This window comes from Caloranaerobacter longqiensis (assembly GCF_050286925.1).
Taxonomy (GTDB): domain Bacteria; phylum Bacillota; class Clostridia; order Tissierellales; family Thermohalobacteraceae; genus Caloranaerobacter.
In genome coordinates, this window is the sequence record NZ_JBFWFX010000002.1 from 116,686 (window position 1) to 143,075 (window position 26,390).

General features: G+C 27.2%; 26 protein-coding genes, 1 pseudogene and 2 CRISPR repeat arrays. Of the genes and pseudogenes, 23 read left to right on the forward strand and 4 right to left on the reverse strand.

Annotated elements, in window-relative coordinates; all coding sequences use genetic code 11:
* Positions 1-16: 16 nt before the first annotated feature.
* The 3 genes from AB4Y15_RS02620 to AB4Y15_RS02630 all read right to left on the reverse strand — a co-directional run bounded on the left by AB4Y15_RS02620 (position 17) and on the right by AB4Y15_RS02630 (position 2,659).
* A complete protein-coding gene (locus AB4Y15_RS02620; RefSeq protein WP_427338282.1) occupies positions 17-370 on the reverse strand; it encodes a P-II family nitrogen regulator in 354 nt (117 codons plus the stop codon).
* An 18-nt stretch (positions 371-388) separates the two neighbouring features.
* Positions 389-1,561, reverse strand: a complete 1,173-nt coding sequence (locus AB4Y15_RS02625) for a cation:proton antiporter (protein ID WP_427338284.1) — start codon at positions 1,559-1,561, stop codon at positions 389-391.
* 303 nt (positions 1,562-1,864) lie between these two features.
* A complete protein-coding gene (locus tag AB4Y15_RS02630) occupies positions 1,865-2,659 on the reverse strand; it encodes a methyl-accepting chemotaxis protein (protein ID WP_427338285.1) in 795 nt (264 codons plus the stop codon).
* A 211-nt stretch (positions 2,660-2,870) separates the two neighbouring features.
* Here AB4Y15_RS02630 and cas6 (AB4Y15_RS02635) point away from each other — a divergent pair, with 211 nt between their 5' ends.
* The 9 genes and pseudogenes from cas6 (AB4Y15_RS02635) to AB4Y15_RS02675 form a co-directional block, all read left to right on the forward strand.
* Positions 2,871-3,620 carry a CRISPR-associated endoribonuclease Cas6 gene (cas6, locus tag AB4Y15_RS02635; RefSeq protein ID WP_427338287.1) on the forward strand — a complete coding sequence of 250 codons (750 nt, stop codon included), beginning with the start codon at positions 2,871-2,873 and terminating at the stop codon, positions 3,618-3,620.
* A gap of 4 nt (positions 3,621-3,624) precedes the next feature.
* Entirely contained in the window at positions 3,625-5,400 is a 1,776-nt protein-coding gene (locus AB4Y15_RS02640; protein WP_427338288.1) for a TIGR02556 family CRISPR-associated protein, read from the forward strand.
* The gene (gene cas7b, locus AB4Y15_RS02645) at positions 5,393-6,292 is read left to right on the forward strand and encodes a type I-B CRISPR-associated protein Cas7/Csh2 (protein WP_427338289.1); all 900 of its coding nucleotides are present in this window, start codon (positions 5,393-5,395) and stop codon (positions 6,290-6,292) included. Before AB4Y15_RS02640 ends, cas7b begins: the two co-directional genes overlap by 8 nt.
* A gap of 10 nt (positions 6,293-6,302) precedes the next feature.
* Positions 6,303-7,004 (forward strand): type I-B CRISPR-associated protein Cas5b, encoded by a 702-nt coding sequence (gene cas5b, locus AB4Y15_RS02650; RefSeq protein WP_427338291.1) that lies wholly within the window; start codon positions 6,303-6,305, stop codon positions 7,002-7,004.
* On the forward strand, positions 6,991-9,249 hold the full coding sequence (gene cas3, locus AB4Y15_RS02655; RefSeq protein ID WP_427338292.1) for a CRISPR-associated helicase Cas3': 2,259 nt from the start codon (positions 6,991-6,993) through the stop codon (positions 9,247-9,249). Before cas5b ends, cas3 begins: the two co-directional genes overlap by 14 nt.
* Entirely contained in the window at positions 9,227-9,400 is a 174-nt protein-coding gene (locus AB4Y15_RS02660) for a hypothetical protein (protein ID WP_427338293.1), read from the forward strand. The genes cas3 and AB4Y15_RS02660 overlap by 23 nt, the downstream gene beginning before the upstream one ends.
* A 182-nt stretch (positions 9,401-9,582) precedes the next feature.
* Positions 9,583-10,085: direct repeats of the CRISPR family, unit length 30 nt; unit sequence GTTTATAGACTACCTATAAGGAATTGAAAC.
* Positions 10,086-10,262: 177 nt separating this feature from the next.
* The gene (gene cas2 / locus AB4Y15_RS02665; protein ID WP_035164980.1) at positions 10,263-10,526 is read left to right on the forward strand and encodes a CRISPR-associated endonuclease Cas2; all 264 of its coding nucleotides are present in this window, start codon (positions 10,263-10,265) and stop codon (positions 10,524-10,526) included.
* A 967-nt stretch (positions 10,527-11,493) separates the two neighbouring features.
* Positions 11,494-12,249, forward strand: a complete 756-nt coding sequence (gene cas6, locus AB4Y15_RS02670; RefSeq protein WP_427338294.1) for a CRISPR-associated endoribonuclease Cas6 — start codon at positions 11,494-11,496, stop codon at positions 12,247-12,249.
* Positions 12,250-12,392: 143 nt separating this feature from the next.
* Positions 12,393-12,756: a CRISPR direct-repeat array (repeat unit 30 nt; unit sequence GTTTTAATCGTACCAGTATGGAATTGAAAT).
* A 161-nt stretch (positions 12,757-12,917) separates the two neighbouring features.
* Positions 12,918-13,127 (forward strand): annotated as a pseudogene (locus AB4Y15_RS02675) (phage major tail tube protein); the annotation flags it as partial.
* Between the two features lie 122 nt (positions 13,128-13,249).
* Here the strand turns inward: AB4Y15_RS02675 and AB4Y15_RS02680 are convergent.
* Positions 13,250-13,477 carry a hypothetical protein gene (locus tag AB4Y15_RS02680; RefSeq protein ID WP_427338296.1) on the reverse strand — a complete coding sequence of 76 codons (228 nt, stop codon included), beginning with the start codon at positions 13,475-13,477 and terminating at the stop codon, positions 13,250-13,252.
* A gap of 61 nt (positions 13,478-13,538) precedes the next feature.
* Here AB4Y15_RS02680 and AB4Y15_RS02685 point away from each other — a divergent pair, with 61 nt between their 5' ends.
* From AB4Y15_RS02685 to AB4Y15_RS02750, 14 genes are all read left to right on the forward strand, one after another.
* Positions 13,539-13,670 (forward strand): hypothetical protein, encoded by a 132-nt coding sequence (locus AB4Y15_RS02685; RefSeq protein WP_427338297.1) that lies wholly within the window; start codon positions 13,539-13,541, stop codon positions 13,668-13,670.
* Between the two features lie 556 nt (positions 13,671-14,226).
* On the forward strand, positions 14,227-15,108 hold the full coding sequence (locus AB4Y15_RS02690) for an HD domain-containing protein (protein WP_427338298.1): 882 nt from the start codon (positions 14,227-14,229) through the stop codon (positions 15,106-15,108).
* A 145-nt stretch (positions 15,109-15,253) separates the two neighbouring features.
* Positions 15,254-15,826, forward strand: a complete 573-nt coding sequence (locus AB4Y15_RS02695) for a DUF6431 domain-containing protein (protein ID WP_427338300.1) — start codon at positions 15,254-15,256, stop codon at positions 15,824-15,826.
* 223 nt (positions 15,827-16,049) lie between these two features.
* Entirely contained in the window at positions 16,050-16,349 is a 300-nt protein-coding gene (locus tag AB4Y15_RS02700; protein WP_427338301.1) for a hypothetical protein, read from the forward strand.
* A gap of 113 nt (positions 16,350-16,462) precedes the next feature.
* A complete protein-coding gene (locus AB4Y15_RS02705; RefSeq protein ID WP_427338454.1) occupies positions 16,463-16,843 on the forward strand; it encodes a DDE-type integrase/transposase/recombinase in 381 nt (126 codons plus the stop codon).
* A gap of 24 nt (positions 16,844-16,867) precedes the next feature.
* Positions 16,868-17,314 (forward strand): Mu transposase C-terminal domain-containing protein, encoded by a 447-nt coding sequence (locus tag AB4Y15_RS02710; RefSeq protein ID WP_427338303.1) that lies wholly within the window; start codon positions 16,868-16,870, stop codon positions 17,312-17,314.
* A gap of 15 nt (positions 17,315-17,329) precedes the next feature.
* A complete protein-coding gene (locus AB4Y15_RS02715; RefSeq protein ID WP_427338305.1) occupies positions 17,330-17,725 on the forward strand; it encodes an AAA family ATPase in 396 nt (131 codons plus the stop codon).
* A 1,009-nt stretch (positions 17,726-18,734) separates the two neighbouring features.
* On the forward strand, positions 18,735-20,087 hold the full coding sequence (locus AB4Y15_RS02720) for a hypothetical protein (RefSeq protein WP_427338306.1): 1,353 nt from the start codon (positions 18,735-18,737) through the stop codon (positions 20,085-20,087).
* 69 nt (positions 20,088-20,156) lie between these two features.
* Positions 20,157-21,518 (forward strand): TIGR02221 family CRISPR-associated protein, encoded by a 1,362-nt coding sequence (gene csx2 / locus AB4Y15_RS02725; protein ID WP_427338307.1) that lies wholly within the window; start codon positions 20,157-20,159, stop codon positions 21,516-21,518.
* A gap of 8 nt (positions 21,519-21,526) precedes the next feature.
* Positions 21,527-22,468 (forward strand): hypothetical protein, encoded by a 942-nt coding sequence (locus tag AB4Y15_RS02730; protein ID WP_427338308.1) that lies wholly within the window; start codon positions 21,527-21,529, stop codon positions 22,466-22,468.
* Position 22,469: 1 nt separating this feature from the next.
* On the forward strand, positions 22,470-24,329 hold the full coding sequence (locus AB4Y15_RS02735) for a Cas10/Cmr2 second palm domain-containing protein (RefSeq protein ID WP_427338310.1): 1,860 nt from the start codon (positions 22,470-22,472) through the stop codon (positions 24,327-24,329).
* Positions 24,316-24,849 (forward strand): RAMP superfamily CRISPR-associated protein, encoded by a 534-nt coding sequence (locus AB4Y15_RS02740; RefSeq protein WP_427338312.1) that lies wholly within the window; start codon positions 24,316-24,318, stop codon positions 24,847-24,849. Before AB4Y15_RS02735 ends, AB4Y15_RS02740 begins: the two co-directional genes overlap by 14 nt.
* A 2-nt stretch (positions 24,850-24,851) precedes the next feature.
* Positions 24,852-25,991, forward strand: coding sequence for an RAMP superfamily CRISPR-associated protein (locus tag AB4Y15_RS02745; protein WP_427338313.1), 1,140 nt, complete (start codon positions 24,852-24,854; stop codon positions 25,989-25,991).
* Positions 25,988-26,389 (forward strand): hypothetical protein, encoded by a 402-nt coding sequence (locus tag AB4Y15_RS02750; RefSeq protein WP_427338314.1) that lies wholly within the window; start codon positions 25,988-25,990, stop codon positions 26,387-26,389. The genes AB4Y15_RS02745 and AB4Y15_RS02750 overlap by 4 nt, the downstream gene beginning before the upstream one ends.
* The last annotated feature ends 1 nt before the right edge of the window (position 26,390 follow it).

Here is a 26,390-nt window from a genome sequence, read left to right on the forward strand (position 1 = left end):
AAAGATTTCCCTGTTTTTATGCTTTATTTTTTTCTATACCAAAACCATAGCATTCTGATACAGGAACAACGAATACAAAACCTACTCCTGGATTGTTTATATAATCTAATTCTTCATTTATAACCTCTATTGCTTTTCTTAGTTTTGTCTCATCTCTGATAACACTTATTACAGTTTTATTGTAAGGTCTATTGCCTTCTATCATCCTTCTAATGCTTGAGAAAATAGGAACTTCTACATTATGTTGAAGAAGTACTTTTCCCATACCGACACTATCGATTACAGTAGCACCTACTCCTAATTCAAAAAATCTTTCTAAAATTGCATCAAGCTTATATATTTCATTTATAACAGCAAATAAAGCGTACAACCTCAATACCTCCTTTAATTATACATTACACTCCTTAGCTTTTATTATAGCATTTTTGGTTGCAATTGGTCCTATAATTTCTGTAATAATTGTTGTAGCTAGAAGTATTGTAATTACAATAGAACCTAGTTGAGTTCCAGGAAACTCTCTGCTTACTACAATTGCTAAACCTACTGCTACCCCTACTTGAGATAAAAGTCCCAAACCTAGATATTTTCTTACGCTGTGAGGAGCTTTTGACACTATACCACCAATTGAAGCACCTAACACTTTTCCTATGATCCTAAATACAAGATATGCTAGACCGATTGAACCTATATGTGGTAATAGAGAAATATCAAGTCTTGAGCCAGCAAGTATGAAGAATGTCGCAATTATAGGTGGTGAAAACTTTTCGATTGCAGAGAAGGCTCTTCTACTATTAGAAGAAACATTAGCAACCATAACGCCAAGTGTCATTGCTGATAATAATGGAGATAGATGGAATTTTAAAGCAACTCCTACAAGTAATATGATAACTCCTGTTGTAAATGGCAACATTTCGTTCTCTTTTTTAGATATTTTAATTAGATAAGCTAGAAGTATACCTGCAATACAACCTGCTAGTAATGATAAAACTATTTCTGCAATTGGATGAACTAAAACTTTGTAAACTGTAACAACTTCATGTTTTATAAATACTTTTGCAATTGAAGAAGCTATTGCATAAATCATTAAACATATTGCATCGTCAACTGCTACTACACCTAAAAGAGTGCTTGTCAAAGGACCTTTTGCATTACATTCTTTTAATACCATAACTGTTGCAGCTGGTGCAGTTGCTGAAGATACTGCTCCTAATATTAGAGCTGTACCGATATCTTGTTTTAATAAAAGCATTACTGAAGTTACAAGTATAAAAGCTCCCATTGATTCAGAAGCAGCTATTATAAAAATTGGTTTGCCCAGTTTTTTAATTACAGGTATTTTCAATTCGCTTCCTATGTTGAATGCGATTATACCTAATGCAATGTCGCTTAAAAAAGACAATTTTTCTATCATATCGCTATTTACGATATTTAGTCCAGATTTTCCTACTACAAGTCCTGCTATTATATATCCAGCAACAGCAGGAATCTTATATCTGTTCATAAGTTGTCCAAATAGTATACCTAAAACTAGTGCAATACCTACACTCATGAAAGGATTCATAAATAACCACCTCTTTTGATATGATTTGTATAAAAAATAAAACCAAAAATAATAAATATATCCAATAAGTGAAATATAAAAAATGCACTTTTCAAAATAGTGCATTCTATGCCCACACATTATAGTACTCCTAATATATTAATTAGTAAAACTTCAAAAAAGGCAGTAATTTATAAAATATTTTGATATAGGACGGTTATTTATTATTAACTAGGTATATAATATCTATACTATTTTATTCTAGGTATTACTAGTAAAATTGAGAAAAAAATCAAGATGTGGCCTTTGACCACATCTTATAATTTATATAGTAGTTTCAGATTTAAGCTTTTCAACAGCTGCACTTACAGTTTCTGAAGCATTCAATTGAATTTGTGAAAGTTTTTTTAGATTATCTATTTCAACATTAATTTTTCTTATTTCATTAGCTAGTTTAACCAACATTTCATTTATTTCTTTTGCAAAAGTTTCGCTATTATTAGCAAGTTTTTGAATTTCATTAGCTACAACGGAGAAACCTCTTCCATGTTCTCCTGCTCTTGCTGCTTCAATATTTGCATTTAAACCAAGAATTTTGATTTGCTGAGCTATTTTGTTAACATAACTTACAATTTTATCACTTTCTTCTATGTACTTATTTGACACTTCAGCTGTATTTAATAGATTTTCGCTGACATTATGTATACTTTTTATTGAAGATGTTATTTCATCTAATTGTTTTTGAACTACTGAAGAAGTATCAGCAATTACCGACATCTGTGAATTTAGTTTTTCTAAAGTTTTTGTTTCTCTTTCTACCAATGTCATTATAAGAAAAGCACCGTCTGAATCTATTATTTTACAACTGCCGTTAGACTTTTCATTTAAAAGTCTTGATACTTTTTCAACACCAGTTGCTTCAATAATCATATCTAAATCATTACAGTCTATATCGTCTATTGAATCAGAATATCTTATGCCTAATTCTTTAGCCAATAAAATACCGGGTGCATTTAAATTTGTATCAACAATCATTTCGATACTTATTTCTTCTATTTGCGATAATGATTTTAAAATAGCTGTTCCACCATTACCAGCACCAACTATTGCAATTTTCAATCTAATCCCTCCTTCCGACTTGCACAAATGATACTATTCTACAAAATATACGTGAATTCCTTTTGAAATAAAAAGATTTCTATAAATTAAGTCAAAAAGTTATCGATTTTCATTGGTAATTGTTAACTTATTTAAAAAAACGTTGAAGGAAATCTATGAAAAAAATAGAATATATAAACACAAAAATACAAAGAATTTCAGGAGGATGACAATGAGATTAATTATAGAGTTTTCATTCGAGGACAAATTAGTACTACCAATACACTATAACCATATTTTACAGGGATTTATCTATAACAACATTTCTGATAATGCATTTAGACGTTTTCTACATGATGAAGGTTATAAATATGAAAAAAGGAGTTTTAAGTTATTTACTTTTTCAAGGATATTTGGACAATTTAAAATGGACAAGCAGTCTAATACGATAACATTTTCATCTCCTATTAAATTAATAGTTTCATCAATACTAGATGATTTTGTTAATGATTTTGCTAGTACATTAATTAAAAAAGACGATCTTATTTTAGGGAAGACTCAAATAAAATTAGAAAAAATAGAAGTGTTTTCTCATCCAGAAATAGAAGAAGAGGTTGTTATAAAAATGTTATCTCCAACAGTTACATATAGTACAGTTGATATTCATGGTAAGAAAAAGACAATTTATCACAAACCTGGAGATGGGGTGTTTTCTGAATTAGCATACAAAAATTTGCAGAAAAAGTATAAATCTTTCTATGGAAAAGATATGCCAGAATGTGAATTTTCAATAAAACCGGTTAATGATGAAAAGATAAAAATGATATCAGCTAATTATAGAGGGTTTATTATTAAAGGCTGGATAGGTGAATTTATAATGAAAGGTTCTAAAGAATTGGTTAAATTAGCCTATGACACAGGATTAGGCAGTAAAAACGCTCAAGGGTTTGGCTGTTTTGAAATAGTAGGTGTAAGGAGGTGAGGGGATGGAACTAAGTGCAGTATGTGAGCTTGGAAAGAAAAGACTAGAAGATATTATAAGTAAAAATGAAGGTGATGTGTTAGAATTATTTGTTGAAAATCCTAATGATAATGGTACATACAATACTGTATTGGAAATAACTTTAAATAAAGACTTTGATTACATAGGAATAAATATAACTGAGTTCAAAAAAGGTTTTATTTTGAAATATTTATATAAAAAAGGTGCATCTAATGGAGCTGATTACACACCGACTGCTAAATTAACAACACCAGATAAAACATTTAACAACAAAATACTGAAATGCTTAAAAGATACTGTTAAAGAGTATAAGGAACATGAAGAAACAAATATAATAATGAGGCTATTAGAAACATTAGAAAAGAATTCAAAAAATATAATAGATGATATTATGAGTAATATAGATTCAAAAAATAAATATATTTTAACAATAAAATATGATGAAAAATATATCGGTGATTTTGAAATATTTAAAGATAAAGTTAAAAAGCAAGCTATAAAAAGTTATTATCTAATAGATAAAAAAGAATCAAAAGGAAAAAACAAAAGATGTTCAATTTGTAAAGAGGAGAAAGAAGAGGTTTTTGGTAATGCTAACATATTTAAGTTTTATACTGTAGATAAAAAAGGATATGTAGCTGGTGGCTTTAGGAAATTAGATTCGTGGAGAAATTTTCCTGTCTGTGAAGATTGTGCAATTAATCTTGAACTTGGCAAAAAATATCTTGATGAAAATTTAAAGTTTAAGTTTCAAGGAAGAGATTTTTATTTAATACCAAAACTTCTTTATAAAAAGAATTTAGATAAAGTGTTAAAAACTCTAACCAAATTAGATGATAGAAATATTGATGATAGATATGAAAATGCAGAAGATATGATTATAAAAAGGCTTTCTAAAGTGGAAGATTACGCAACTTTCGATATGCTTTTCTTTGAAGTAAATAATTCTGCTCTTAATATTAAACTTAATGTACAAGAAATCTTACCTTCTAGATTTAGAAAAATATACGAAAATATGACTAAAATAAATTCTATTCTTAGTAATAATGAATCCAGTGAGAATATTAAAGTAAATTTTTCATTTTTAAATACATTATTCCCAAGAAAAACGTACAATAGATATTTCCTTGAAACTATTGATATTATACTCTCTGATAAGGAAATTGATTATAAGTTCATAATATCTCACATTTGTAATCACATTATAGAAAAATTTAATCAGGATGAAGGAAAATACTTCTATTATGAAACTATTAAATCGTATGGATTTTTAATGTATTTAAGATTATTAGGCGTTTTATTTAAAGAAAAAGGGCAGGTGAAAGTTATGGAGAAAATGGAGTGGAATATAGCTAATTATAGTTCAAAAGAAGAATTATTTGAGAGTTTATTTAATGAAAATATGGATTTCTTTACTACTCCCGATAAAAAAGCTGTATTCTTATTAGGCTTTTTAACTCAAAAATTACTAAATTTACAATATGCTAAAGAAAAGAGAAAACCGTTTATAAGTAGGTTAAAAGGATTAAGATTATCTAAAAAAGATATAAAGAGACTTTTGCCAGAAATACAAAATAAGTTTATAGAATATGATGCAGAATATTATAGGGATATACAAGCTTTAGCATCTAAATATTTGCTTGAAGCTGGAGAAAAATGGGCAATTTCAGAACTTGATATACCATTCTATTTTTCATTAGGTATGAATTTAGAAAGACATATTATATTAACTGATAAGGAGGAAGATGAAAATGCTTAATAGAAGTGAAATAATTTTTTTATACGATATTAAAGATAATAATCCAAATGGTGACCCAATAGATCAGAATAAACCTAGGATTGACGAAGAAACAGGCATAAATATAGTTACAGATGTAAGGCTTAAGAGAACTATAAGAGATTATTTATATGATTATTTAGGCAAAGAAATTTTTGTTAGAGAAATTAGGAACGAACAAGGCAAAGTACAAGATGGTAAAACAAGAGCTAAAGATTTTGGAAAGAAAAAAGAGGAGATTATACAAAATATTTTACAGCAGTGTATTGATGTAAGATTATTTGGTGCAACTATACCATTAGATAAAGATTCAGCTACGTTTACAGGTCCAGTTCAATTTACTATGGGAAGAAGCTTACATAAAGTAGAAATAAAGAGAATTAAAGGTACAGGAGCGTTTGCTTCAGGACAGAATAAGGATAATAAGACTTTTAGAGAAGAATTTATACTTCCATATTCATTTATAGGATTTTATGGAATTATAAATGAAAAGGCTGCAGAAGCTACTAAACTTACCCAAGAAGATGTTAAGCTTCTTATAGAAGCAATTTGGAATGGAACGAAGAATTTAATTTCAAGATCAAAAATAGGACAAGTACCGAGGTTATTAGTGAAAGTTAATTATAAAGAAAAATATTATCATATAGGAGACCTTTTAAAAACAATGAAAATAGAATCAGACAAAGAAGATGAACAAATAAGAGATGTAGAAGATTTTATATTAAACATTGATGATTTTATTAAAGTATTAAAAGAAAATAAAGATAAGATAGAAGATGTGGAAATTAAAGTTGATAGTAGGTTAAATATGAATGTTGATATATTTAAAGCACTAGAAGAAATCGGAATAAAGGCAAATGAATTAATAATTTAGGTGATGTAATATGAAAGTTTTAGTTTTTGATGTATGGGGAGACTATGGTCATTTTAGAAAATACTTTACTACATCTTCACCTTTGACATTTTCTTTTCCTCCTAAAACGGCTATATATGGACTAGTATCTGCAATTTTAGGTATAGATAAGAGTGAGTATTTGAAATATTTTCAGAATAAAAGCTGTAAAGTAGCCATAAAAATAATAAATCCTGTGAAGAAAACAAGAATACCAATTAATTATATTGATACAAAACAGGCTATTGATATGAGTAAGATAAAGAATAGAACCCAGGTAAATCTTGAGGTGATAAAGGACTGTAAATTTAGGATATATTTTTATCATAAAAATAATGAACTTTATAGAAATTTAAAAGAATTATTGATTGATAAAAAATGTATTTATAGTATTTGTCTAGGCTTATCAGAGTTAATAGCTAATTATAAATTTATTGGTGAATTTGAAGCAGAAAGATTTGAGAATAAAGAATTTGTAGAAATAGATACATTAATACCTTTTGATGAAAGTATTAGTATAAAAATTCAAGATGGTAGAGAGTATCTAAAGGATACTGTTTATAATGAAATGAATGAAAAAAGGGAGATAACAGAATACATAAGTGTATTATATGAAAGAACAGGAAAAACTATTATGTGCAATATACCTGTGTATTATAAATTGGAAAGTGGGGATAGAATTGTATTCATTTAAACTTTTATCCCATCCAGAAACGTTATTAGTGGATCATCTTGAAAATGTTTATAACTGTGGAATTGGAATACTAGAGGAAAATAAATTATTTCTTGAAGACAAAGAATTTTTAAAAATCATTCTAATAGGACATGATTTGGGAAAAGCTACATCGTATTTTCAAGATTATATCAAAAAAATAGAAAGCCATGGTTCTATTAAAAATCATGGCTTTCTGTCAGCTTTATTTACTTATAGTATTTTGCAGAAAAAATTTGATAAAGATAAAGCACTTAAAGGTTTTTTGATAGTAAAACGACATCATGGCAATATTCAAAATATGTATGATGAACTGTCTATGAAAAAAATAGAAGTAGAAAGTCAATTGGAAACTTTAGACAAGCAGTTAAAAACAATAGATTTTAGAGAACTAAACTTGATATTAGAAAAATTTAATCTGCCATGTGTTAAAAGTGAAGAGATTAAAAACATATTTATAGAGCTATTCGATGAAATGGAAGCTGTAATTTACTATGAAGATGATATGCTTTTAAATATTGAAGAGTATTTCAAATTGAAGTATTTTTATTCAATTCTAATATATAGCGATAAATTTTCTGTTATATTTGATAAGAAAAGAGAAAAAAGCAAAGAGATAAAAATAGAAAAGCTAGAAGAATTTATTGAAAAACTTCCTAAATGTAAGAATATTATTAATGATAAGAGAAATGAAGCAAGAATTAATGTTGAAAGTAAAATAGAAAATTTAAATAAAAAAATATTCACATTGACTTTACCAACGGGTATGGGAAAGACACTAAATAGTTTAAATTTTGCACTAAAATTGCGAGAAAAATTATATAAAGAAGAAGGTGTATACTATAATGTTATTTACACTTTTCCGTTTACAAGTATCATTGATCAGACCTATGAAATATTTCAAAAAATATTTGGTAATAGAACATCAGATGTGTTGAAACATCATTATTTATCAAAAGTAGAGTATAAAGATGATGAAGATTACTTTGAAACAGAAAAGAGTAAGTTTTTAATAGAGACATGGGATTCTAAAATTGTTGTAACGACTTTTGTAAAACTACTTCAATGTATATTTTCTAATAAGAATAGTGAATTATTGAAATTTAATAAACTTGCAAATTGCATAGTTATACTTGATGAAGTTCAGAACATACCTTACAAATATTGGAAATTAATTAGGCAGAGTTTTGAAGTATTATCAGATGTATTAAATACATATTTTATTTTAATGACAGCTACTCAGCCATTGATATTTAAAGGTGAGGTCGAGCTTGTAGAAAATACTAAGGAATATTTTAAAATCTTTAAAAGAACAAAATTAAACATAGATTTAAAAGAAAGGAGTATTGATGAGTTTATTGATGAAATAAAGCCAATTATAGAAAAAGCAAATAAAATAATGATAGTTTTAAATACTGTTAAGTCAGCACAAGAAGTTTATAAACAAATCAAAAATATTGCAGATAAAAAGGTTATTTTTCTGTCGGCATCAGTAATACCAAAAGATAGGAAGGAGAGAATTTTGGAAATAAAGAAATTAGATAAATACATTTTAGTGTCTACACAAGTAGTCGAAGCAGGAGTCGATATTGATAATGATGTTGTTATTAGGGATATAGGTCCTTGGGACAGTATAGTGCAGTGTGCTGGGAGATGTAATAGAAATAATGAAAGAGATATAGGGGATGTTTATATTTATAAGTTGAAAGGAGAAAAAAGTGTATTTGCCAATATAGTTTATGGAAGGTTTTTAATTAGTAAGACGGAAAAAATATTGAAAAATAATTCTCATATATTCGAACATGACTTTTTTGACTATTCAAAATATTATTTTGAAGAAATAAATAAAGATAAGAGTGATGATTATTCTAATAGAATTATAGAAGATATTAATCAACTTAACTTCAATGAAGTTAATAATCAGTTTAAATTGATTGAAAATAACAGTTTATACATAATGCCTGTATTTATTGAAAAAGATGAAGAGGCTACTTATATATGGACAAAATATGAGGAATTATTTGACATAAAAGATAGATTTGAAAGGATGAATAAATTTTTAGAGATTAAAGAGAAATTTCTTTCTTATGTAATTAATATCAATATCAAAGATTTTCCATTTGTGAGAGATAGATTTTATGGGAAAATACCGATTGAAAATCTAGATTATTATTATTCTGATGAATATGGATTTATTACAGATAATGACCAAACGATGTTCTTCTAGTTTTATTCATAAAAGGTTAAAAACGACAATAAATCATAGGCAATTAGGAAGAAAAGTATCATATAGAAGACTTGTGCGAATGGAATTATATAAGCTTGAAAAACATTTAATAGGTGAGAGTGAATTTGAGCCTTATATATCAAGATGGTAATGTCGTCGACCCCCAGTAGTGCAAAAACCCCTGGGGATCGACGACTTTTTGTTTTTTGCAAAAAATGTGTAAATTTCAATGTATAGAAGGGTGAAACCCTAGCATATTAGTAGGAATTAACGCAAAAAAAATCAATAATTGACAAAATTTTTTAAATATAGTAATATCAATATAAGTGATGGGTTTATAGACTACCTATAAGGAATTGAAACAATTTCTCCACTTCCATCCATTACAACGGCTCCTACAGTTTATAGACTACCTATAAGGAATTGAAACTTTCTTCTTTGTTTAATCCCCCTTTCGTTTTTTCAAGTTTATAGACTACCTATAAGGAATTGAAACTGATGTTTAATAACTGCTTCAGCCCCTTCAATGTATTGTGTTTATAGACTACCTATAAGGAATTGAAACCTTTTCTATCCTCTATCGCTGTAGTTTTGAGATAGTAGGGTTTATAGACTACCTATAAGGAATTGAAACAGAATACCTGAAAAATTAATTTGTCTAAAAATCAAGCGTTTATAGCTTACCTATAAGGAATTGAAACCGAATAAAAGCATCCCTCATTTTCTTTTTATCATGCTTGTTTATAGCTTACCTATGAGGAATTGAAACACAGCTTTTAATAAATCTACATCATTTTCTTTTCGAGTTTTTAGCGTACCTATAAGGGATTGAAATATAGAAAAGAATAAAATAACGGATAAAGCCCAACTAACGAATGCTTATTTATCAGCAGGATTGGATTAAAATTTTAAGTTGACAAATTATAGAATGTTTATATGATTGGAATTGTATAAGCTTGATTAGTATTTTTAATATATGAGAGCCGTATATCAAAAAGGTAGAGGGTGTAAAAATGTTTGTTATACTTGTGTATGATGTAGAACAGAAAAGAGTTGCTAAAGTTCTTAAAACATGTAGAAAATATCTTTATTGGGTACAAAATTCAGTTTTAGAAGGAGAAATAACAGAAGCAAATTTAATAAAATTAAAAACTGAACTTAAAAGGATAATAAAAGAAGATAAAGATTCTGTTATAATATATAGATTTAGAACTACTAAATATTCTGCTATTGAAACATTAGGTGTTAAAAAAGGTGGAGAAGAAAATATATTATAAATAAAGTGAAAAGATACTTAAGATAAAATATGAGAGTTGGAAGTTATATACAGATAATATTATTTAAAATGTCGTCGACCCCCAGTAGTGCAAAAACCCCTGGGGATCGACGACTTTTTGTTTTTTGCAAAAATGTGTAAATTTCAATATATAGAAGGGTAAAAACCTAGCATATTAGTAGGAATTAACGCAAAAAAATCAATAATTGACAAAATTTTTTAAATATAGTAATATCAATATAAGTGATGGGTTTATAGTTTACCTATGAGGAATTGAAACCACACATATATAATCATCCAAATTATGAAGGGAAATATGTTTATAGTTTACCTATGAGGAATTGAAACTTTTTTTAAGATGGTAGGGAGCTTTTGAAGGTTGAACTGTTTATAGTTTACCTATGAGGAATTGAAACCTAATAAATCTTTCATTCCTTGTGATTCTACTTGAAAGTTTATAGTGTACCTATGAGGAATTGAAACTAGCATAATGTAAAACCGTTTCTTTTTTTTCTGCCACAAGTTTATAGACTATCTATGAGGAATTGAAACATCAGTTTTTGATACCGCAATAGGTGCTGATTTTGGACATGTTTATAGTGTACTTATGAGGAATTGAAACCAGATTAATAAACCTTCTCCTCTTTTGCAACTTTTAAGAGTTTATAGTGTACCTATAAGGAATTGAAACCTGCAATGATAACAGGTTGCCTTTTCTTTTGCTGCCTGTTTATAGACTACCTATAAGGAATTAAAATTAACTATTTTTAACAGTCTGGGACATTGTCATTTACGTGTTTATGTGGTATATAGGAGAGAAACGAATTAAAAAGTCTTACTGATCAAGAAGAAGATTCTATAATATTTTTTATTGCTAGAAGTGATAAATGGATTAAAAAAGAAATAATGGGTGTAGAAAAAAATTCAACAGATAATTTTATTTAATAATGTAAATATGGGGGTTATTCATGAGGTTAGAAATAGAATTTATTATTAATAAAACCAAAAAAATCAATTTTAATTATAACTATTATATTACATCAGCAATTTATAATCTTATATCTGAACATAATAAGGATTTTTCTGAAATGCTTCACAATGAAGGATATAAAATAGGTAACAAAAGATTTAAATTATTTGTATATTCAAGGCTTATGCCACAAAAGTTTACTATAGATGGTAGTAATATGATTATAGAAAAAGGAATTACAAGATTGTATGTAAATTCTCCGATAAAAGAGTTTATTAATAGTTTAGGGAATTCACTTATTAAAAGAGGGAGCATGAAAATAGGAAAGGAAGAATTTCAGATTAACAATATTTATCTAAAAGATAGTGTTAAATTTAATCATGAAACTAAGTTTATTACATTATCACCAATCGTTGTAACAACCGGTGAAGAAAGAAATGGGGGAATTAGGTCAAGAACAGTACATATAACAGAAGATAAATTTATTGAAAATATCAAGAATAATTTAATAAAGAAATATTTTTTAGTCTATGGTAAATTACCTGATAATATGAGTATTGATATAAAGTTTAATGAGGAATATATAAAAAATAACAGAAGAGGACATCTAATTAATTTCAAAGGCATATCGATAAAAGGTTATATTGCTCCTTTTGTGATGAGGTGCTCAGATGATATTAAGAAGGTTGCTGTTGATTGTGGAATAGGAGAAAATAATAGTATAGGAATGGGTTATATAATGGAGAAAAAATAGTTTGTCGACCCTCGGTGATGCAAAAACACCTGAGGGTCGACAAATAAAAAAGTACTTCAAACTCGCATAACTTCATGTTATAATATTTATAAAATTGAAAGGTTAATTATGGTAAGTCTTTATTTTTAGCGATTTTTAATGGGGTTTTAATCGTACCAGTATGGAATTGAAATAATGGAACTGAATGGTATCTACTAGAATTAAATGAAGTTTTAATCGTACCAGTATGGAATTGAAATTCTGGTAGTGTGATGTATTCTACGCTTTCTTTGTATGGGTTTTAATCGTACCAGTATGGAATTGAAATGTTTTCGTCAACTATCATAAATCTGATAGTTTTTATGGTTTTAATCGTACCAGTATGGAATTGAAATTTTAAATATACATCTTTTTTAAACTGTAAATATGGATGTTTTAATCGTACCAGTATGGAATTGAAATTTTTCATCTGCTACATCACACATATTACTTAACATAGTTTTAATCGTACCAGTATGGAATTGGAATTTTTGTCAGCACTACTCTAAAACTGAACTGGTGTACGGTTACGAAGTCAACAGTACATCTAGTACAACGAAATACAACAGAAATCTCACAATTTTGACTTGAGGGATGCTATTCAGGTATATAATGCATGAACAGAATAATATAAAGTATTTCCTCTTAAAGTTGCAGTTAGATGTATACCTAAAAAAACAGAACTCGACAAACTAGATGTAAGTGCGACATCTGATGCATCAAATGAGTTTGAAGTAACTTATATTAAGATATCATTAGATGGCAATGAAATATTAGAGATTGATAAGTACAATTACATTTGTAAGATAAATGGAAAAGATTATTTAAAAGATATCAGGCAAGTTCTTGGTCTTGCTTAAAATTTTAAAGACCCGCTATTTTTATTTATATATGCGGGTCTTTAATTTTAATCATCTTTACCGAAAAATTTACGTCCTAGCCAAATACCAGTAAGGAAAGAGAATAAGGAAGAACCACGGTTTTATAGGTAGTATTCTTTTTTTGATGGCTTATCATCATTAAAAGTTAAAAGAGGTCCCATGTATACAAGAAAAACTAAAACACCAAGGATAAAACCTAGCCAATATCCTATTTTCCCTAATAGAACTTCACCAATGTAGCCAGCAATTATTCCAGGTATGATTGATAAAGATAAGGTTAACCCCCATAAAAATATCTTTACTAAGTAATATAAAATGTTATCAAACATAAATAATCACCTACCAATATTTAAATTACAATTAAATTATATCATGGGAAGAAGTGGAATTATGCAAAAAATAGTTTTGAGTAATACATATTCTTCTGAAGGAAAAGAGTACAAAGAATTAACCTTGGATTTAGACTCTATAATTGGTATGGATGTTATCAATGCAGGAAAAAACGAAAACTTTGGGAGATAGTTTACCTGTTCCTTGTTTTAATCGTATTAGCATGGGATTAAAATAGATTTGGCATAATTATTCTAATTTTTGGAAATTATCTTTTTATTATACTTGTTTAAAATTTAAATATCTTTTATTATTTTTTTGATTTTTCAAATATTTTTAATCTAATAAGTTAATAATGTAAAAAATAAATTAAAAAAGACAAAATACGACAAAATATTTAAGATATATTTGTTATTCTTAAAATATAAACAATGATTTTAATGGGGGTGATAAATAAATTGAAACAAAACGTTTTATAACGCATATAAAAATAAGTTATTTTTAAATTTATAGATTTTATTTTTATTAGAACAAAATCTTCGATTTAAATAAATTAAGATAGATTTTGTTGAAATTCATAAACGGAAATTATATTTGAATTTATCCACAATTTAAAGTAGTCTATAACGACTCTGGCATGTAAACATGCCAGATAAAGTTTCAATAAAATCAACATTAATTTTTTAAAATATGGGATTTTATTATAATTTCCTATGGATTATAAAAAATGCAAATTACAGATAGGGAAGTGAATAAGTTGAATGCTGAAAAGCTCTCTATAATAAGTATGCTATTTATAGTTGATTCATACTTAAGAGTTATAAATGAGAAATTGAGCCAACAATTTACACAAGCCGTTAAGCTCAGTCAATTGAAAGAAAATGAACTATTTAATGAAGAATTATGTAAAAAAGCGTTTGAATTGGCTTTTAAACAGCAAAGAAGTACAGGTAGTGGTGAAAATGTATTTAGTTTAAAATCTATTTTTAATGAATTGCTTGGGAATTCGCCAGAAAAAGTTAAATTTTTAAAATTAAATCTACTTCAATGTAATATATCAGAACTATATCCTTGTGAGAAATCGATACATAGTAAAGAAGAACTTATAAACTATTTTGAGTATTTTATTGAAGAGATTAAGCAAGTAAACCAGTTAGATCAAATTTATTATATAATTCTTAAATATTTTTATAACCTGCCAGTATTAAATAATGGAGATTGCGATATTTCTGTATTTGATATTGCTAAATTAACTGCTGCTATAAATGTGTGTTTAGTAAATGATAATAATTTTATGTTTATTAAAGGAGACATGTCTGGTATACAAGATTTTATTTTTAATGTATCAAGTAAAGGAGCTTCTAAGAGTTTAAAGGGGCATTCGGTATATATTTCTTTACTCTCAGATATTATTGTTAAGTATATTATTAGACAACTTAAATTATCCAATTGTAATATTATATACAATGGTGGAGGTAATTTTTACCTTCTGGCGCCGGCTAGTAAAAAATCTGAATTTGAAAATTTGAGGAAAGATATATTAAAGAAGTTATTGAAAGTGTTAAGCAGCACTCTATTTCACTCTAAAACATCCCAAAAACATCAAATTATTTCATTTTATAAGCATTAGTCAGATTAAATAATCTGACTAAAAAAATGTAAGATTATTTAATCTGACTTAATGAAAAAAACTAAAAAATTGTCAATAATAAGATAAAGGGAAAGCCCATATCACTAAGCTTTCCCTAAATCCATATAGAAAGGTATTCTGTTATATGATAAGTATAACCAGATTTCTAAAAAGTATAACTGAATACGAAAAATTAGGGAAAGCAAATATATTTCCTACTCAATATGGATGTAAAAACTGTGGTTATATTGGTAAATTGCATCGTCATGGTTTTTATTCTCGCAATGTTATTACTCAATATACTGCATATCAAATCTTCATTCTTAGGGTAAAATATCCTTCTTGTAATAAAACTTATTCTCTTTTGCCTAGTTTCTTAATCCCATATTATCAATATTCTTTTGATTTTATTTTTTTATGTCTTTATTATATCTATATTAAAAAACACTCTTATCTTAAGATTGTAAGTATATTTAAACAGTTAAATCCTAAAACTTCGTTTAGCATTTCAAATATTCGTTTTTACAAGAAGTGTATGAATAGTGTAAATTCCATTACTAATTCTTTTTTTGTTAATTTTAATGACTTATATTATAACATGAACAATCCTTCTATTGAATCTGTTGTAAAAAAAATTAAGCTTTTTATCGAAAAAGAAAGTGATTTTAATTTCTTATATTTTGATAATATGCCTAGATATTTCTTTGCTAAAACTTGATATTTATCTGATTTTATGGGTGAAGTGTGTCCTTTTTTAGTTTTTTGCTTATATTTTAAGAATTTTTTTGTTTTTTTCTGTTTTATTCACTTTATTTTAGGCTTTTATTTTTACTAATACTTTTGTTTTTAGCTCAATTTTTCATCCCACATAACTTTTTAAGGCTGAAAACCTCTTATACTACAAATAATTAATATTAAATTGAAGAAAAGGAGGTTTTTGTATGGATGAAAATTCAAGGCAGAAGATTGCACTTTTTAGATCTTCTCTGATTGCACCAATTATTACTGATATGTTTTCTCAAAAAACTGCTAAGGAGTATCTCGAGGAAGTATGTGCTAAAGAATACGATACTCCGCAAGGTATGAAAAAAGAGTACACTCCTGCTACCTTAAAAAAGACTGGTTTCGTAATTATCGAAAATATGGTATTGATGGTCTATATCCAAAAATTAGGTCTGATAAAGGTAGACTTAGAAAAATACCTGATGAAGCTAAGGACTTTATTGTTTCATGTAAGTTAAGTTCTCCTAAACGCTCTGCTAAATCTATTTATCAAGAACTAGTTGCTAAAGGATATGTTGCTTATGACCAAATTTTTTTATCGACTATTCAAAGATTTATTTCTAAATGTAATATTTCTTCTAAAAATCTTTGTCCTACGGACCGTAGAGCTTTTGAGTTTGAATTCCCCAATGAATGTTGGCAGTCAGATATTTCTGTAGGCCCATATCTTACGATAAATGGTAGAAAACATAAAACATATATTATTGCTATTATCGATGATGCTAGCAGACTTATCGTTCACTGTGAAGCTTTTTTGTCTGATAATTTTCTATCTTTTTTGTCTGTTTTTAAAAATGGCGTAGCCAAAAGGGGTATCACTAAAAAGCTTTTTATTGACAATGGCAAAGTTTACAAGAGTCAACAGATGCAGTTTATCTGCGCTTCTTTAGGCACTATTCTTTGCTACACACGTCCCTATAGCCCTGAATCTAAGGGGAAAATCGAAAGATAGTTTAGAACCCTTCATGATCAGTGGATGAATGTTATTCCTTGGTCTAAGTTTTCTTCTCTTAAGGAACTTAATGCTTCACTTATTAAGTATATTGAGAATGATTACAACCAAAAGATTCATTCTGTTATTAATGAAAAACCTATTGATAAGTTTATTAAGCATTTAGATAGAATTAAGTTTATCTCTTGCAAGCAGGAACTTGATTATATTTTTCTTTACAGGGTTATTCGTAAGGTGAAAAATGATTCTACTGTGTCTATTCAAAATATTCTCTTTGAAACTCCTTTAGAGTATGTAGGACAAAAAATTAATATACGCTATGATCCTTCTTCTATGGATAAGGCATATATTTTTTCTGATGATGGTAATCTTTTAGATACTATTTATCCTGTAAAGAAAATTGATAATTCTAAAATCCGAAGAAATCAAAATATTAAACCTGTTAATTTTTCTTCTTTCTCTGCTAATTAAACTATTTCGGGAGGTATGTTTAAATCTTTTTATGGTTTATCTATGGATTCTTTTCCTAAGAATATGGAAATTAAGCATCATTTTAAGTCTAATGATTTTACTCAAGCTCTAAATAGACTAGAATTTTTGAAAAATACTAAGGGTTTTGGTCTTATTACTGATGAACCTGGTGTAGGAAAATCATATCTGCTTAGATATTTTGTTAATTCTTTAAATCCAAATTTATTTAAGTGTGTATATATTCCTATATCCACCTTAACAGTTATGGATTTTTACAGGGCTTTATGTAATGGTTTGGGTATTAATCCATCCCATAAAAAGATGGAGATGTTTAAACAAATTCAAGAATCTATCTATTCATATCATCACAGCAAAAATATTACTCCTGTTATTACCGTAGATGAAGCTTAGTTCCTTAAAAACTCAGTATTAGATGATTTAAGAATCATCTTTAACTTTGAAATGGATTCAAAAGACTATGCTATTTTAATCTTGTCTGGTCAAACCCCTTTCATTACATAGATTAGCAGACAGCCTCATGAAGCTTTAAGACAACGCATTGTTGTAAATTATTATTTAAAGGGACTTACAAAAGATGAAACTAAAGAATATATATTATCTAGACTTAAGATTGCTGGTTGTCATGAACCTATATTTACAGATAGTGCTTTTGAGCTTTTATATTCCAGTACCAATGGATGCTTAAAAACATTAAATTCACTAGCAAGAATGTGTCTTATATCAGATGCAAATCTGAAACTTAAGTCTATCGACAATGAAATCGTATTTCAGGCTCAAACTGAACTTAATATTACTGCTTAAAAGTATTTAATCTTGGGGGCTTAAAAATTGAGCCCTCTTTTTTCTTTTTAAGAATGAAATATTGTGACTTTTTTGTTCAATTATCAATGTTCAGATTATTTAATCTGCTGTTTTTTGTAGTTTTTATTCTATTTTTAGGTGGAAATATTTTGGCTTTTTAAGGTTGAAATAATTGGCTGCGTAACAGTTATTATTTTTAATTTTATTTTTAGTTTATAGCTTACCTATGAGGGATTGAAATGGATTTACCCCAAGATATAAAAAATATTCATAAACTTAATCCAAGCAAGAAACTAGTTTCATTCTTAGAAATGAGAAAAAGAAAGGTAAGGCTATTGGAGAAATAATAAAAATGGCCGAATTAGCCAGATAGGAGGCAACTTATGACTAATAAATATAAAGAAATAGATAATGGCAATTATATCCTAGATGGGATACTAGAGCTAATATATGAAGAAATAGCATAACATTTGTAATAACGTTATAAAATCCTGCATTCGACAAAATTAGTGTTTTTTTGATGCAGGTTTTTTTATTTTTTTGTTGAAAAAATATTATTGTCAATAAAAATGCAAATTAAAAGAAATGAGGGTGAAATATGGATTTCGATAGAAAAAAGTTAGGTGATGTACGAAACAAGCCCGAAGAGATAATAAAACTTATTGAAACTAAAGATAAAGATTTCATGGCTTATTTAAAAACATTTGAAAATAAAAAGCAGATAAAGGAAGTTTTAAATAGAAATTATGATATAGCAATATATACAGTTGGATTATCTATTTATCCTTTACTTTTTAGTTTGAAAGTTACTAATCCAAATGAAAAGGCTATATTTTTTTATACCAAAAAAAGTGAGATGTTTAAAGAAGTATTTGAGGTATTTAAAAAAGGATTTAATTTAAATTTTGACATAGAACATGAAAAAGTGTTAGGCTCTACAGATACAGCTGAAATATATAATGAAATCGAGAAAGTTATAAATAGATATAAAAATAAAAAAATAGCAATTGATATTACAGGGGGTAAAAAGCCCACTATAGCAGCTGGTTTTTTTGGCGCTTCACTTCATGAAGAAAAAAATAATATAGACATCTTATATATGGATTTTACCGAATATTCGGACGATACTCCTGTTTATGGTTCAGAATTTATAACAATCTTATTAAATCCTAATTATATATTTAGTGCGATAGAGAGAAAAATACTAAAAAGGCTATTTAATTCCTATCAATATAGAGCTGCTAGAAAATTTTCAAAAGAAATTAGAAATAGGTTAAGATTTGTCTCAAAGAAGTTTCCGAACTATAAATTGGACAAACAATTGCAAGAAATAGAGAAGCTATATTATTTTTCAAGTCTATATGAGTCAAGAAATGATTTTAATTATAAGGAATGTGAAGTTAATTACAAATATTTAAATACAGAGGAAATTAAAGGACTCAATATATTAAAAAATTCTCAAAAAAGAGTAGAAAAAATAGAAGAAAATCTATTTAAATTAGGCTATAGAAGTGAAAAATTCAGTATTGAGTTAGCAAATGATTTATATAAAGAATTTAAAGAAGATAAATTATCTGTTTATTTTGCTTTAGACAGATATATAAGTGCTTTAAGATATAAAGATATCGATTATCAAAGTTATATATTAAGACTTGTAAGTGCATTGGAGATATCTGGTGTTATGTACTCAAGAGGACAAAGTACGAGATTAGAGGAAAAAATAAGATGTGTTTCTAATGAAAATTTAAAGAGGAAGCTTCACGAATTAAGAATTATTAGAAATAATTTAAATTTGATTCACGGTTTTAAAACTATAAATGCTCCCAAAGAAGATTTTGAAGCAGCCGTTTTAGAGTATATTTCTCAAGCGTTTGATATGCCTAAAGATAAGCTAATTTACATTATAGAAAATGAGCTAAAATTTAGAACCTTTGATGAAATAATTTTGTAATAGGAGGTGGGATGATTTTTTAAGATATAAATCGATATTTAGAAAATATTGATAAAGGAAGGTGGTAGTTTGGCAAGAAAGTTTTTAAGTTTCTTAGGTAAAAATGATTATAAAGAATGCTGTTATGTATTTCAAAGAGATGATATTAAAGAGGAGGTAAAAACTAAATTTATCCAAGAAGCATTAGTTAAAATTTTGTGTAAAGATTGGAATGAAGAGGATAAAGTAATAGTTTTTTTAACTAAAGAAGCAGAAAAAAGTAATTGGAATAATGAAGAGAACCCTAATAGAAGGCTTAAAGAAAGATTTGAGAAATATTTTGAAAAATATGATATAAAAATTAAAGATATTATTAAACCTGTTAATGTACCTGAAGGAAAGAATGAAAAAGAAATTTGGGAAATATTTGATAAAGTTTTGAATGAAATAGATGAAAGTGATGAAATTATATTCGATATAACGCATAGCTTTAGGTCATTACCTATGTTGGCATTAGTAATACTTAATTATGCGAAGGTCTTAAAAAACATTAAATTAAAAGGAATATATTATGGTGCATATGAAGCTAGAGTTCTAGAAGAAGGGGAAGAAAAAGCACCGATATTCAATTTAACAGCTTTTGATGAACTCTTAGAATGGACTCAAGCAGTTAATACATTTCTTAAATATGGAAATAGTGGGCATTTGAGAGAAATATCAAAAACAGTTCTGAAGGAACAGTTATCAAAGAGAGACAAACTGGCTATTTCGATTAATAGTTTTATTAAAAGATTAGAAAATTTTACAAATTGTATATATACATGTAGAGGAAAGTATATTGATAATGTTAAAGGGGCAGATGAGAGATCTGTTCAATATGCTTATAATTTGATGAAACAAAAACTTGATGAAGTAGTCAGAGAAGAAAACCATGTTCTTAAACCAATTGTACCTTTGTTTAAAAAAATAGAAAGAGAAACTCAAAATTTTGAAAATGCTAACAATTTTTCTACAGGCATGGCAGTAGTGAAATGGAGTATAAAAAACAACTTAACTCAACAGGCTTATACTGCATTAGAAGAAACATTAAAGACTTATATTTGTATGAAATTCGGATTAGATGAAACAAATGCGAAAGAAAGAGAAAATATAGCAAAAACAGCTTTAATTATAAAAGGTGCAAAAAAAGAGAAAAACAGTTGGAAAATTGAAGATACAGATAAGTTTAGCAAAGAAGAAGTTAAAAAGAAAGTTGAGTACATTGTAAATAATATAGAAGATGAATTAGGTAAAATAGCTGATAGATTAAGTAAATTAAGAAATGACATTAATCATTTTGGATATAGTGGTGATACTGCAACAAAGTGCAGCGATTTACATAGAGAGATAAAAAATATCTATAAAGAATTTGAGGAATATGTAAAAAAGCATCCGATAGACGATAAAACTTAAGTTAGAATATGCTTACTAATGATGGAGTGATTTATTTGTTAGATACAGAGTATTGCGAACTTAATTTTCAGTTAAAATTATTAGACGATTCTAAACTACCCCAATATAAGAATTCTATGCTTGTAGGTGCTTTTTTAAATGAAATGTTAAATCTATATTGCTTTAACAATAAAGACTGCGGAAAATGCCAATCTAAGAATATTTGCAGCATTCAAGTATTATTGAGCAATAATTTTGATGCTCAAAAGCCTTTGGTGCTTCAAAGTGAAAAAATCCAACCTCTTTTTTTAATAAAATGTTCAGATAGAAAGACCAATTTTAAAAAAGACAGTATTCTCAAATTTAATATTGTATTAATTGGACAAGCTATGGATTTTTTAAGCCAGTTTATATATATATTTGACAGATTGGGAGATATAGGTATAGGTAGCAACAAATCAAAGTACTTACTAGAAGGCATATATAATCAAAAAGGTCAACCAATATATAAGGACGGATATTTATATGAAGAGAATATTAATAAAAATAGACTTAATAGCTATATTGATATGAGAAAGAGAAGTATTAAAAAAGTAAAGAAAATAGAATTTATTACTCCTTATATAAAAATTGAAGAAAAAAATAATTATATCGATTTGAATATGGATAATATATTTCAAGCTATAGAAATTAGATTGCGAACATTAAATATATTGGAAGATTTAGATACAGAAAAATTTAAATTAATAAAACAAAATACATATGTAAAAAGTTTTCATTTTAATTTAATTAAAAGAAAGTATTTTATTAAAAAACAAAATACATATAAATTTATTATTGGATTTAAAGGGAGTATAGAATTTCAAGATAATGCAATTGAATATATAGATTATCTTCTAGCATGTGAAAAAATGCTTATTGGAAGCAATATTTTATTAGGTTTTGGTGAATATGTGGTAAAGGAGGAATAGGATGTTCAATGATAATGATGAATATTTAATAGGTTTTAGCCCAGAACCAATTCCTTTTGCTGATTTTGAAAAACAGCTTTTGAAAATAAAACAGGAAATTTCAAAAAGTAATAAAATAGACTGTATTTTAGATGATTATAAAAACATTCCATATTATTTCAAAAAAAATTTAGAAAGCAAGAATATGCCGTCAATAAAAGATGTAGCTTCTTTTTACGTTTTGATTAGTTATTTAGTTGATGAAAATAAACAGAAGTTTGACAGAAATGAATATTATGCAGAATTTTTTAAAGAGCAATGGGATGAGAAGAAAGAGTTTTTATATTCTGTAGCAGCAAAGGAAGAAACAGATTTATTTAAAGACTTAGAGATAGATATTGTAAAAGGTTCTATATATAAGATTAAAAAATATTTTCTCGAAAATAACAAAATTAAAGATATAAGAGGAGCAAGCACTATCTTAGATTATCTAAATATCGAAGCTACAATAAATTATTTAGAAGAAAAATATGTTAAAGAGTGTTCAATATATTGTGGTGGAGGTAATGTGCTATTAATTGTTCCAAAGGGAGAAGGGCAAAAAGTTTGTAAAGAGTTAGAAGAATTATATTCGAAAGTTTCTTTAACAGCTAAAGTTGCATTTGAACATATTACTTGTAAATTAAATGATTTAGTAAGATACAGTGATATAATGAGGAAATTGAATGAAAAGTTAGAAGAGAGAAAGAAAATAAAAATATATGAAATTAATCCAGATAATAATTTAGAGAAAATAAAAATAGAAGGTAAGGAAATTTACTTTAAATATGAAAAAATAAGTGATAAAAAAGTTTGCAAACTTTGTAGTGTTAGAGATGCGAAATATAAGGCATATACTCCAGAAGGTGAAATACCGGTATGTCCTTCCTGTTTGAGAAAAAATACAGTAGGAAAAGATAAAGAAAGATTTTATGATGAGTTTTGCAAATATATTAAAGCTAAGTTTAAGCCTGACTACAATATGAAAAACAGATATAAGATTAATAGTATTAATGATATTTCTGATACAAGAGGGTATGTAGCTGTTATATATGCAGATGGGAATAATATGGGAAATGTAGTAAAGAATATTAAAACTCCATTTGCACATATGTATTTTAGTAGAAAACTTGATGAAAATACAAAGAAAAGTGTATATGAGTCTATATATGAAATAATGGGCGAAGATGCAAAGTTTGAAGCTATTGCTCTTGGCGGCGATGAAGTTTTCTTAATTGTTCCGGCAGATGTAAGTCTTGCATTAATTGCTAAAATAATAGAAAAATTCGATAAAGCTTCAAACTATAAATTAACAATATCAGCCGGAATATGTATAGCTAAATATAATACTCCATTACAAAATATGTTCGATATAAGTTTGCAAAGTTTGAAAAATGCGAAAAAATATGCTAGAAAAACTGGTAAGAATGAAGGGACGGTAGATGTTGTTGTTATTGAAGGAAGTAGTTATTTTAGTTTAGGGGACAAGAGGACAAGCCTATTTCCTATGACTTGCAGTAGATTATTTAAAGTGCTAGAAATAGTAAATAAAATGAAAAAAGATAAAGATATAAAGAAAAATCAGATTTACAAATTAAAATATGCAGCTAATAATATGGATAGTATTAATGAGTTTCAACTTTTCTATTTATATCAGCAAGCCAGAAATTCACCAAAATATACAGAGTATGTAAGTCAAATATTTGATATAGAGGATGGGTACTTTTCAGGATTGATTAAGCTTAAAGATTATAGAACTGGTGAAAAGATTTTCATTTCACCTTGGGATGATATAGCACTTTTAATGAACTACACAGGGGGTGTAGAAAGTGAACCAAGTTAAATACAATATAAAAATTAAGGTAATAACCCCTTTTAATATTTCATCTGCAGAATATAATAGTGGATTTATAAATAAATACACTATTAAATACAGAGGTAAACCATACATTCCGGCAAGTACAATAAAAGGTAAAATAAAAAATAATTTCTATATGATAACAGATTTAAAGCACAACGATAAAGATTGTAATTGTCCTATGTGTAAAATATTTGGGAAGGAAGGTTATTATCCATCAAGAGTATTTATTGATGACTTTCATACAGAAGAAGAAGGAGAAATAAAAATTAAATTCGGAAATTCCATTGATAGATTTAGGAGGACTAACAAAGAAAATGCTTTGTATAGTGAAGAAGTAGTATGTAACAGAGTATTTACAGGTGAAATGTTAGTGTATTTTGATGAAGATACCATTAAATATAAAGATCAATTAGAAATAGCAGTTAAAATGATAGATGCAATAGGAAATGGAAAAAGTAGGGGCAGTGGACATGTAGAAGTGGAAATTCAGGAGGTGAAATAGTCTTGAAAGTAAAACTTGAATTTCAATCACCTCTTATAGTAGGTGGAAGGAAATTAGTTACAAATTATATAGAGAGTTTGAATTATATACAGGGAAATGTAATTAGAGCTGCATTTGCTAGATATATATTAAATAATTGTAGCGAATTTCGTGATGATGAAACTGTAGTAGTAGACGGTAAAGAGTATAAAAATTGGGTTTATTATAGAGATAAAGAAGGTTGTAAAGAATGTAAGTTGAAAAGTATATGCCAAAAGTTTAGTAAAATAAAATTTTCATACTTCTATCCTGAAGGCATTGAAATAATACCGCTTACTGCGATGATATGTAAAAATGATGAAAAACATGGTTTTATAGATTGTTTGATTCAAGATAAGGAATGTCCTAAATGTAAAAAAGGTTATGGTAGAGTAGAGCATATAACAGGATATATTAAAAATAATGAAATTTATGATGTAAAGAAGATAGTTTTAACAAGAACAGAGATAAATAGATATACTCAAACTTCTAAAGATGGCAAATTGTATTCTATAGTTGCTGTTTTAGAAACTTCTAAAGGTAGAAATGTTTTTGAAGGATGTATAGAGGGGTTAGATGAACAAGAATTATCACTGATAAAGGAATTAAGAGTTGGTAAGTATTTATCAGTAGGATATGGTAAATGTATTTTAAAATTAGAGAAGGATAAAAACAATAAAAAAGTAGACATATTAGGTAAATTAAAGCAATTTGATAAAAAGTATAAAGGTTTTAATAAAGATGTAGACAATAAGTATAATTATTTTGCAATAAAATTAGTTTCAGATGCAAAAGTAAAGTTTAACCAAACACAGTTTAGATATTTAACTACTGATGAGTACAAAAGTTTGTGGGAAAAAGCATTAAATATAGATGAAAGTTTTGATATTTATAAGGTATATGCAGAAATATTTAATTTTAGAGGCTATGATACATCCAAAGTAGAAGATGACAAGCGTGAAGATGCAGTACATATGATAGAAAAGGGCAGCGTAATTTTATTTAGAACAACAAAGACATTTGAAGAGATTTATGAATATTTTTCTAAATTAAATGGATTAGGCGAAGAGAATGAAAATGGTTTTGGAGACTTTATATTTTACTTTGGAGGTGTGAAGGAATGAGCATTTCAAAAGAAATATTACTTAGTTATGTAGATGAAATAGGTAATAATAGAGATTTTTGGAACGGCAATTATGGTCAAGGCAGAAATGCAAAGAAAGTTAAAGCAGTTATAGGAAGTACTAATATAAGAGGTCTTGCAGTGATGGCTTTAAATACGGATTGTTATAGAGAATTTAGACTTTTCATCGAATATAAAACAAGTAAGGGAAATGGTTGGGATGCAATTTATAAGGATAAAGAGAAATATAAAAATGGAAAGAAATTTGGTGAAGTTATTATAGATTATTTAGATAAGATTTATGAAGATTGTAATAAAAATGATAAAGAAGCTCTTAAACAAATAAGTAAATTTTTTGGTTTTCTATATTGGAAAAAAAGAATAATAGGAGACAAATAGA

Excerpts from the sequence above, each read along its gene's own strand:
- cas7b (WP_427338289.1), top strand. The coding sequence starts at position 5,393 with ATGCTTAATAGAAGTGAAATAATTTTTTTATACGATATTAAAGATAAT.
- AB4Y15_RS02660 (WP_427338293.1), top strand. The coding sequence starts at position 9,227 with ATGACCAAACGATGTTCTTCTAGTTTTATTCATAAAAGGTTAAAAACG.
- AB4Y15_RS02680 (WP_427338296.1), bottom strand. The coding sequence starts at position 13,477 with ATGTTTGATAACATTTTATATTACTTAGTAAAGATATTTTTATGGGGG.
- AB4Y15_RS02715 (WP_427338305.1), top strand. The coding sequence starts at position 17,330 with ATGTTTAAATCTTTTTATGGTTTATCTATGGATTCTTTTCCTAAGAAT.
- AB4Y15_RS02730 (WP_427338308.1), top strand. The coding sequence starts at position 21,527 with ATGCTTACTAATGATGGAGTGATTTATTTGTTAGATACAGAGTATTGC.
- AB4Y15_RS02710 (WP_427338303.1), top strand. The coding sequence starts at position 16,868 with ATGAATGTTATTCCTTGGTCTAAGTTTTCTTCTCTTAAGGAACTTAAT.
- cas6 (WP_427338287.1), top strand. The coding sequence starts at position 2,871 with ATGAGATTAATTATAGAGTTTTCATTCGAGGACAAATTAGTACTACCA.
- AB4Y15_RS02685 (WP_427338297.1), top strand. The coding sequence starts at position 13,539 with ATGCAAAAAATAGTTTTGAGTAATACATATTCTTCTGAAGGAAAAGAG.
- cas2 (WP_035164980.1), top strand. The coding sequence starts at position 10,263 with ATGTTTGTTATACTTGTGTATGATGTAGAACAGAAAAGAGTTGCTAAA.
- AB4Y15_RS02640 (WP_427338288.1), top strand. The coding sequence starts at position 3,625 with ATGGAACTAAGTGCAGTATGTGAGCTTGGAAAGAAAAGACTAGAAGAT.
- cas5b (WP_427338291.1), top strand. The coding sequence starts at position 6,303 with ATGAAAGTTTTAGTTTTTGATGTATGGGGAGACTATGGTCATTTTAGA.
- AB4Y15_RS02700 (WP_427338301.1), top strand. The coding sequence starts at position 16,050 with ATGGATGAAAATTCAAGGCAGAAGATTGCACTTTTTAGATCTTCTCTG.
- AB4Y15_RS02695 (WP_427338300.1), top strand. The coding sequence starts at position 15,254 with ATGATAAGTATAACCAGATTTCTAAAAAGTATAACTGAATACGAAAAA.
- AB4Y15_RS02720 (WP_427338306.1), top strand. The coding sequence starts at position 18,735 with ATGGATTTCGATAGAAAAAAGTTAGGTGATGTACGAAACAAGCCCGAA.
- AB4Y15_RS02735 (WP_427338310.1), top strand. The coding sequence starts at position 22,470 with ATGTTCAATGATAATGATGAATATTTAATAGGTTTTAGCCCAGAACCA.
- AB4Y15_RS02625 (WP_427338284.1), bottom strand. The coding sequence starts at position 1,561 with ATGAATCCTTTCATGAGTGTAGGTATTGCACTAGTTTTAGGTATACTA.
- cas6 (WP_427338294.1), top strand. The coding sequence starts at position 11,494 with ATGAGGTTAGAAATAGAATTTATTATTAATAAAACCAAAAAAATCAAT.
- AB4Y15_RS02750 (WP_427338314.1), top strand. The coding sequence starts at position 25,988 with ATGAGCATTTCAAAAGAAATATTACTTAGTTATGTAGATGAAATAGGT.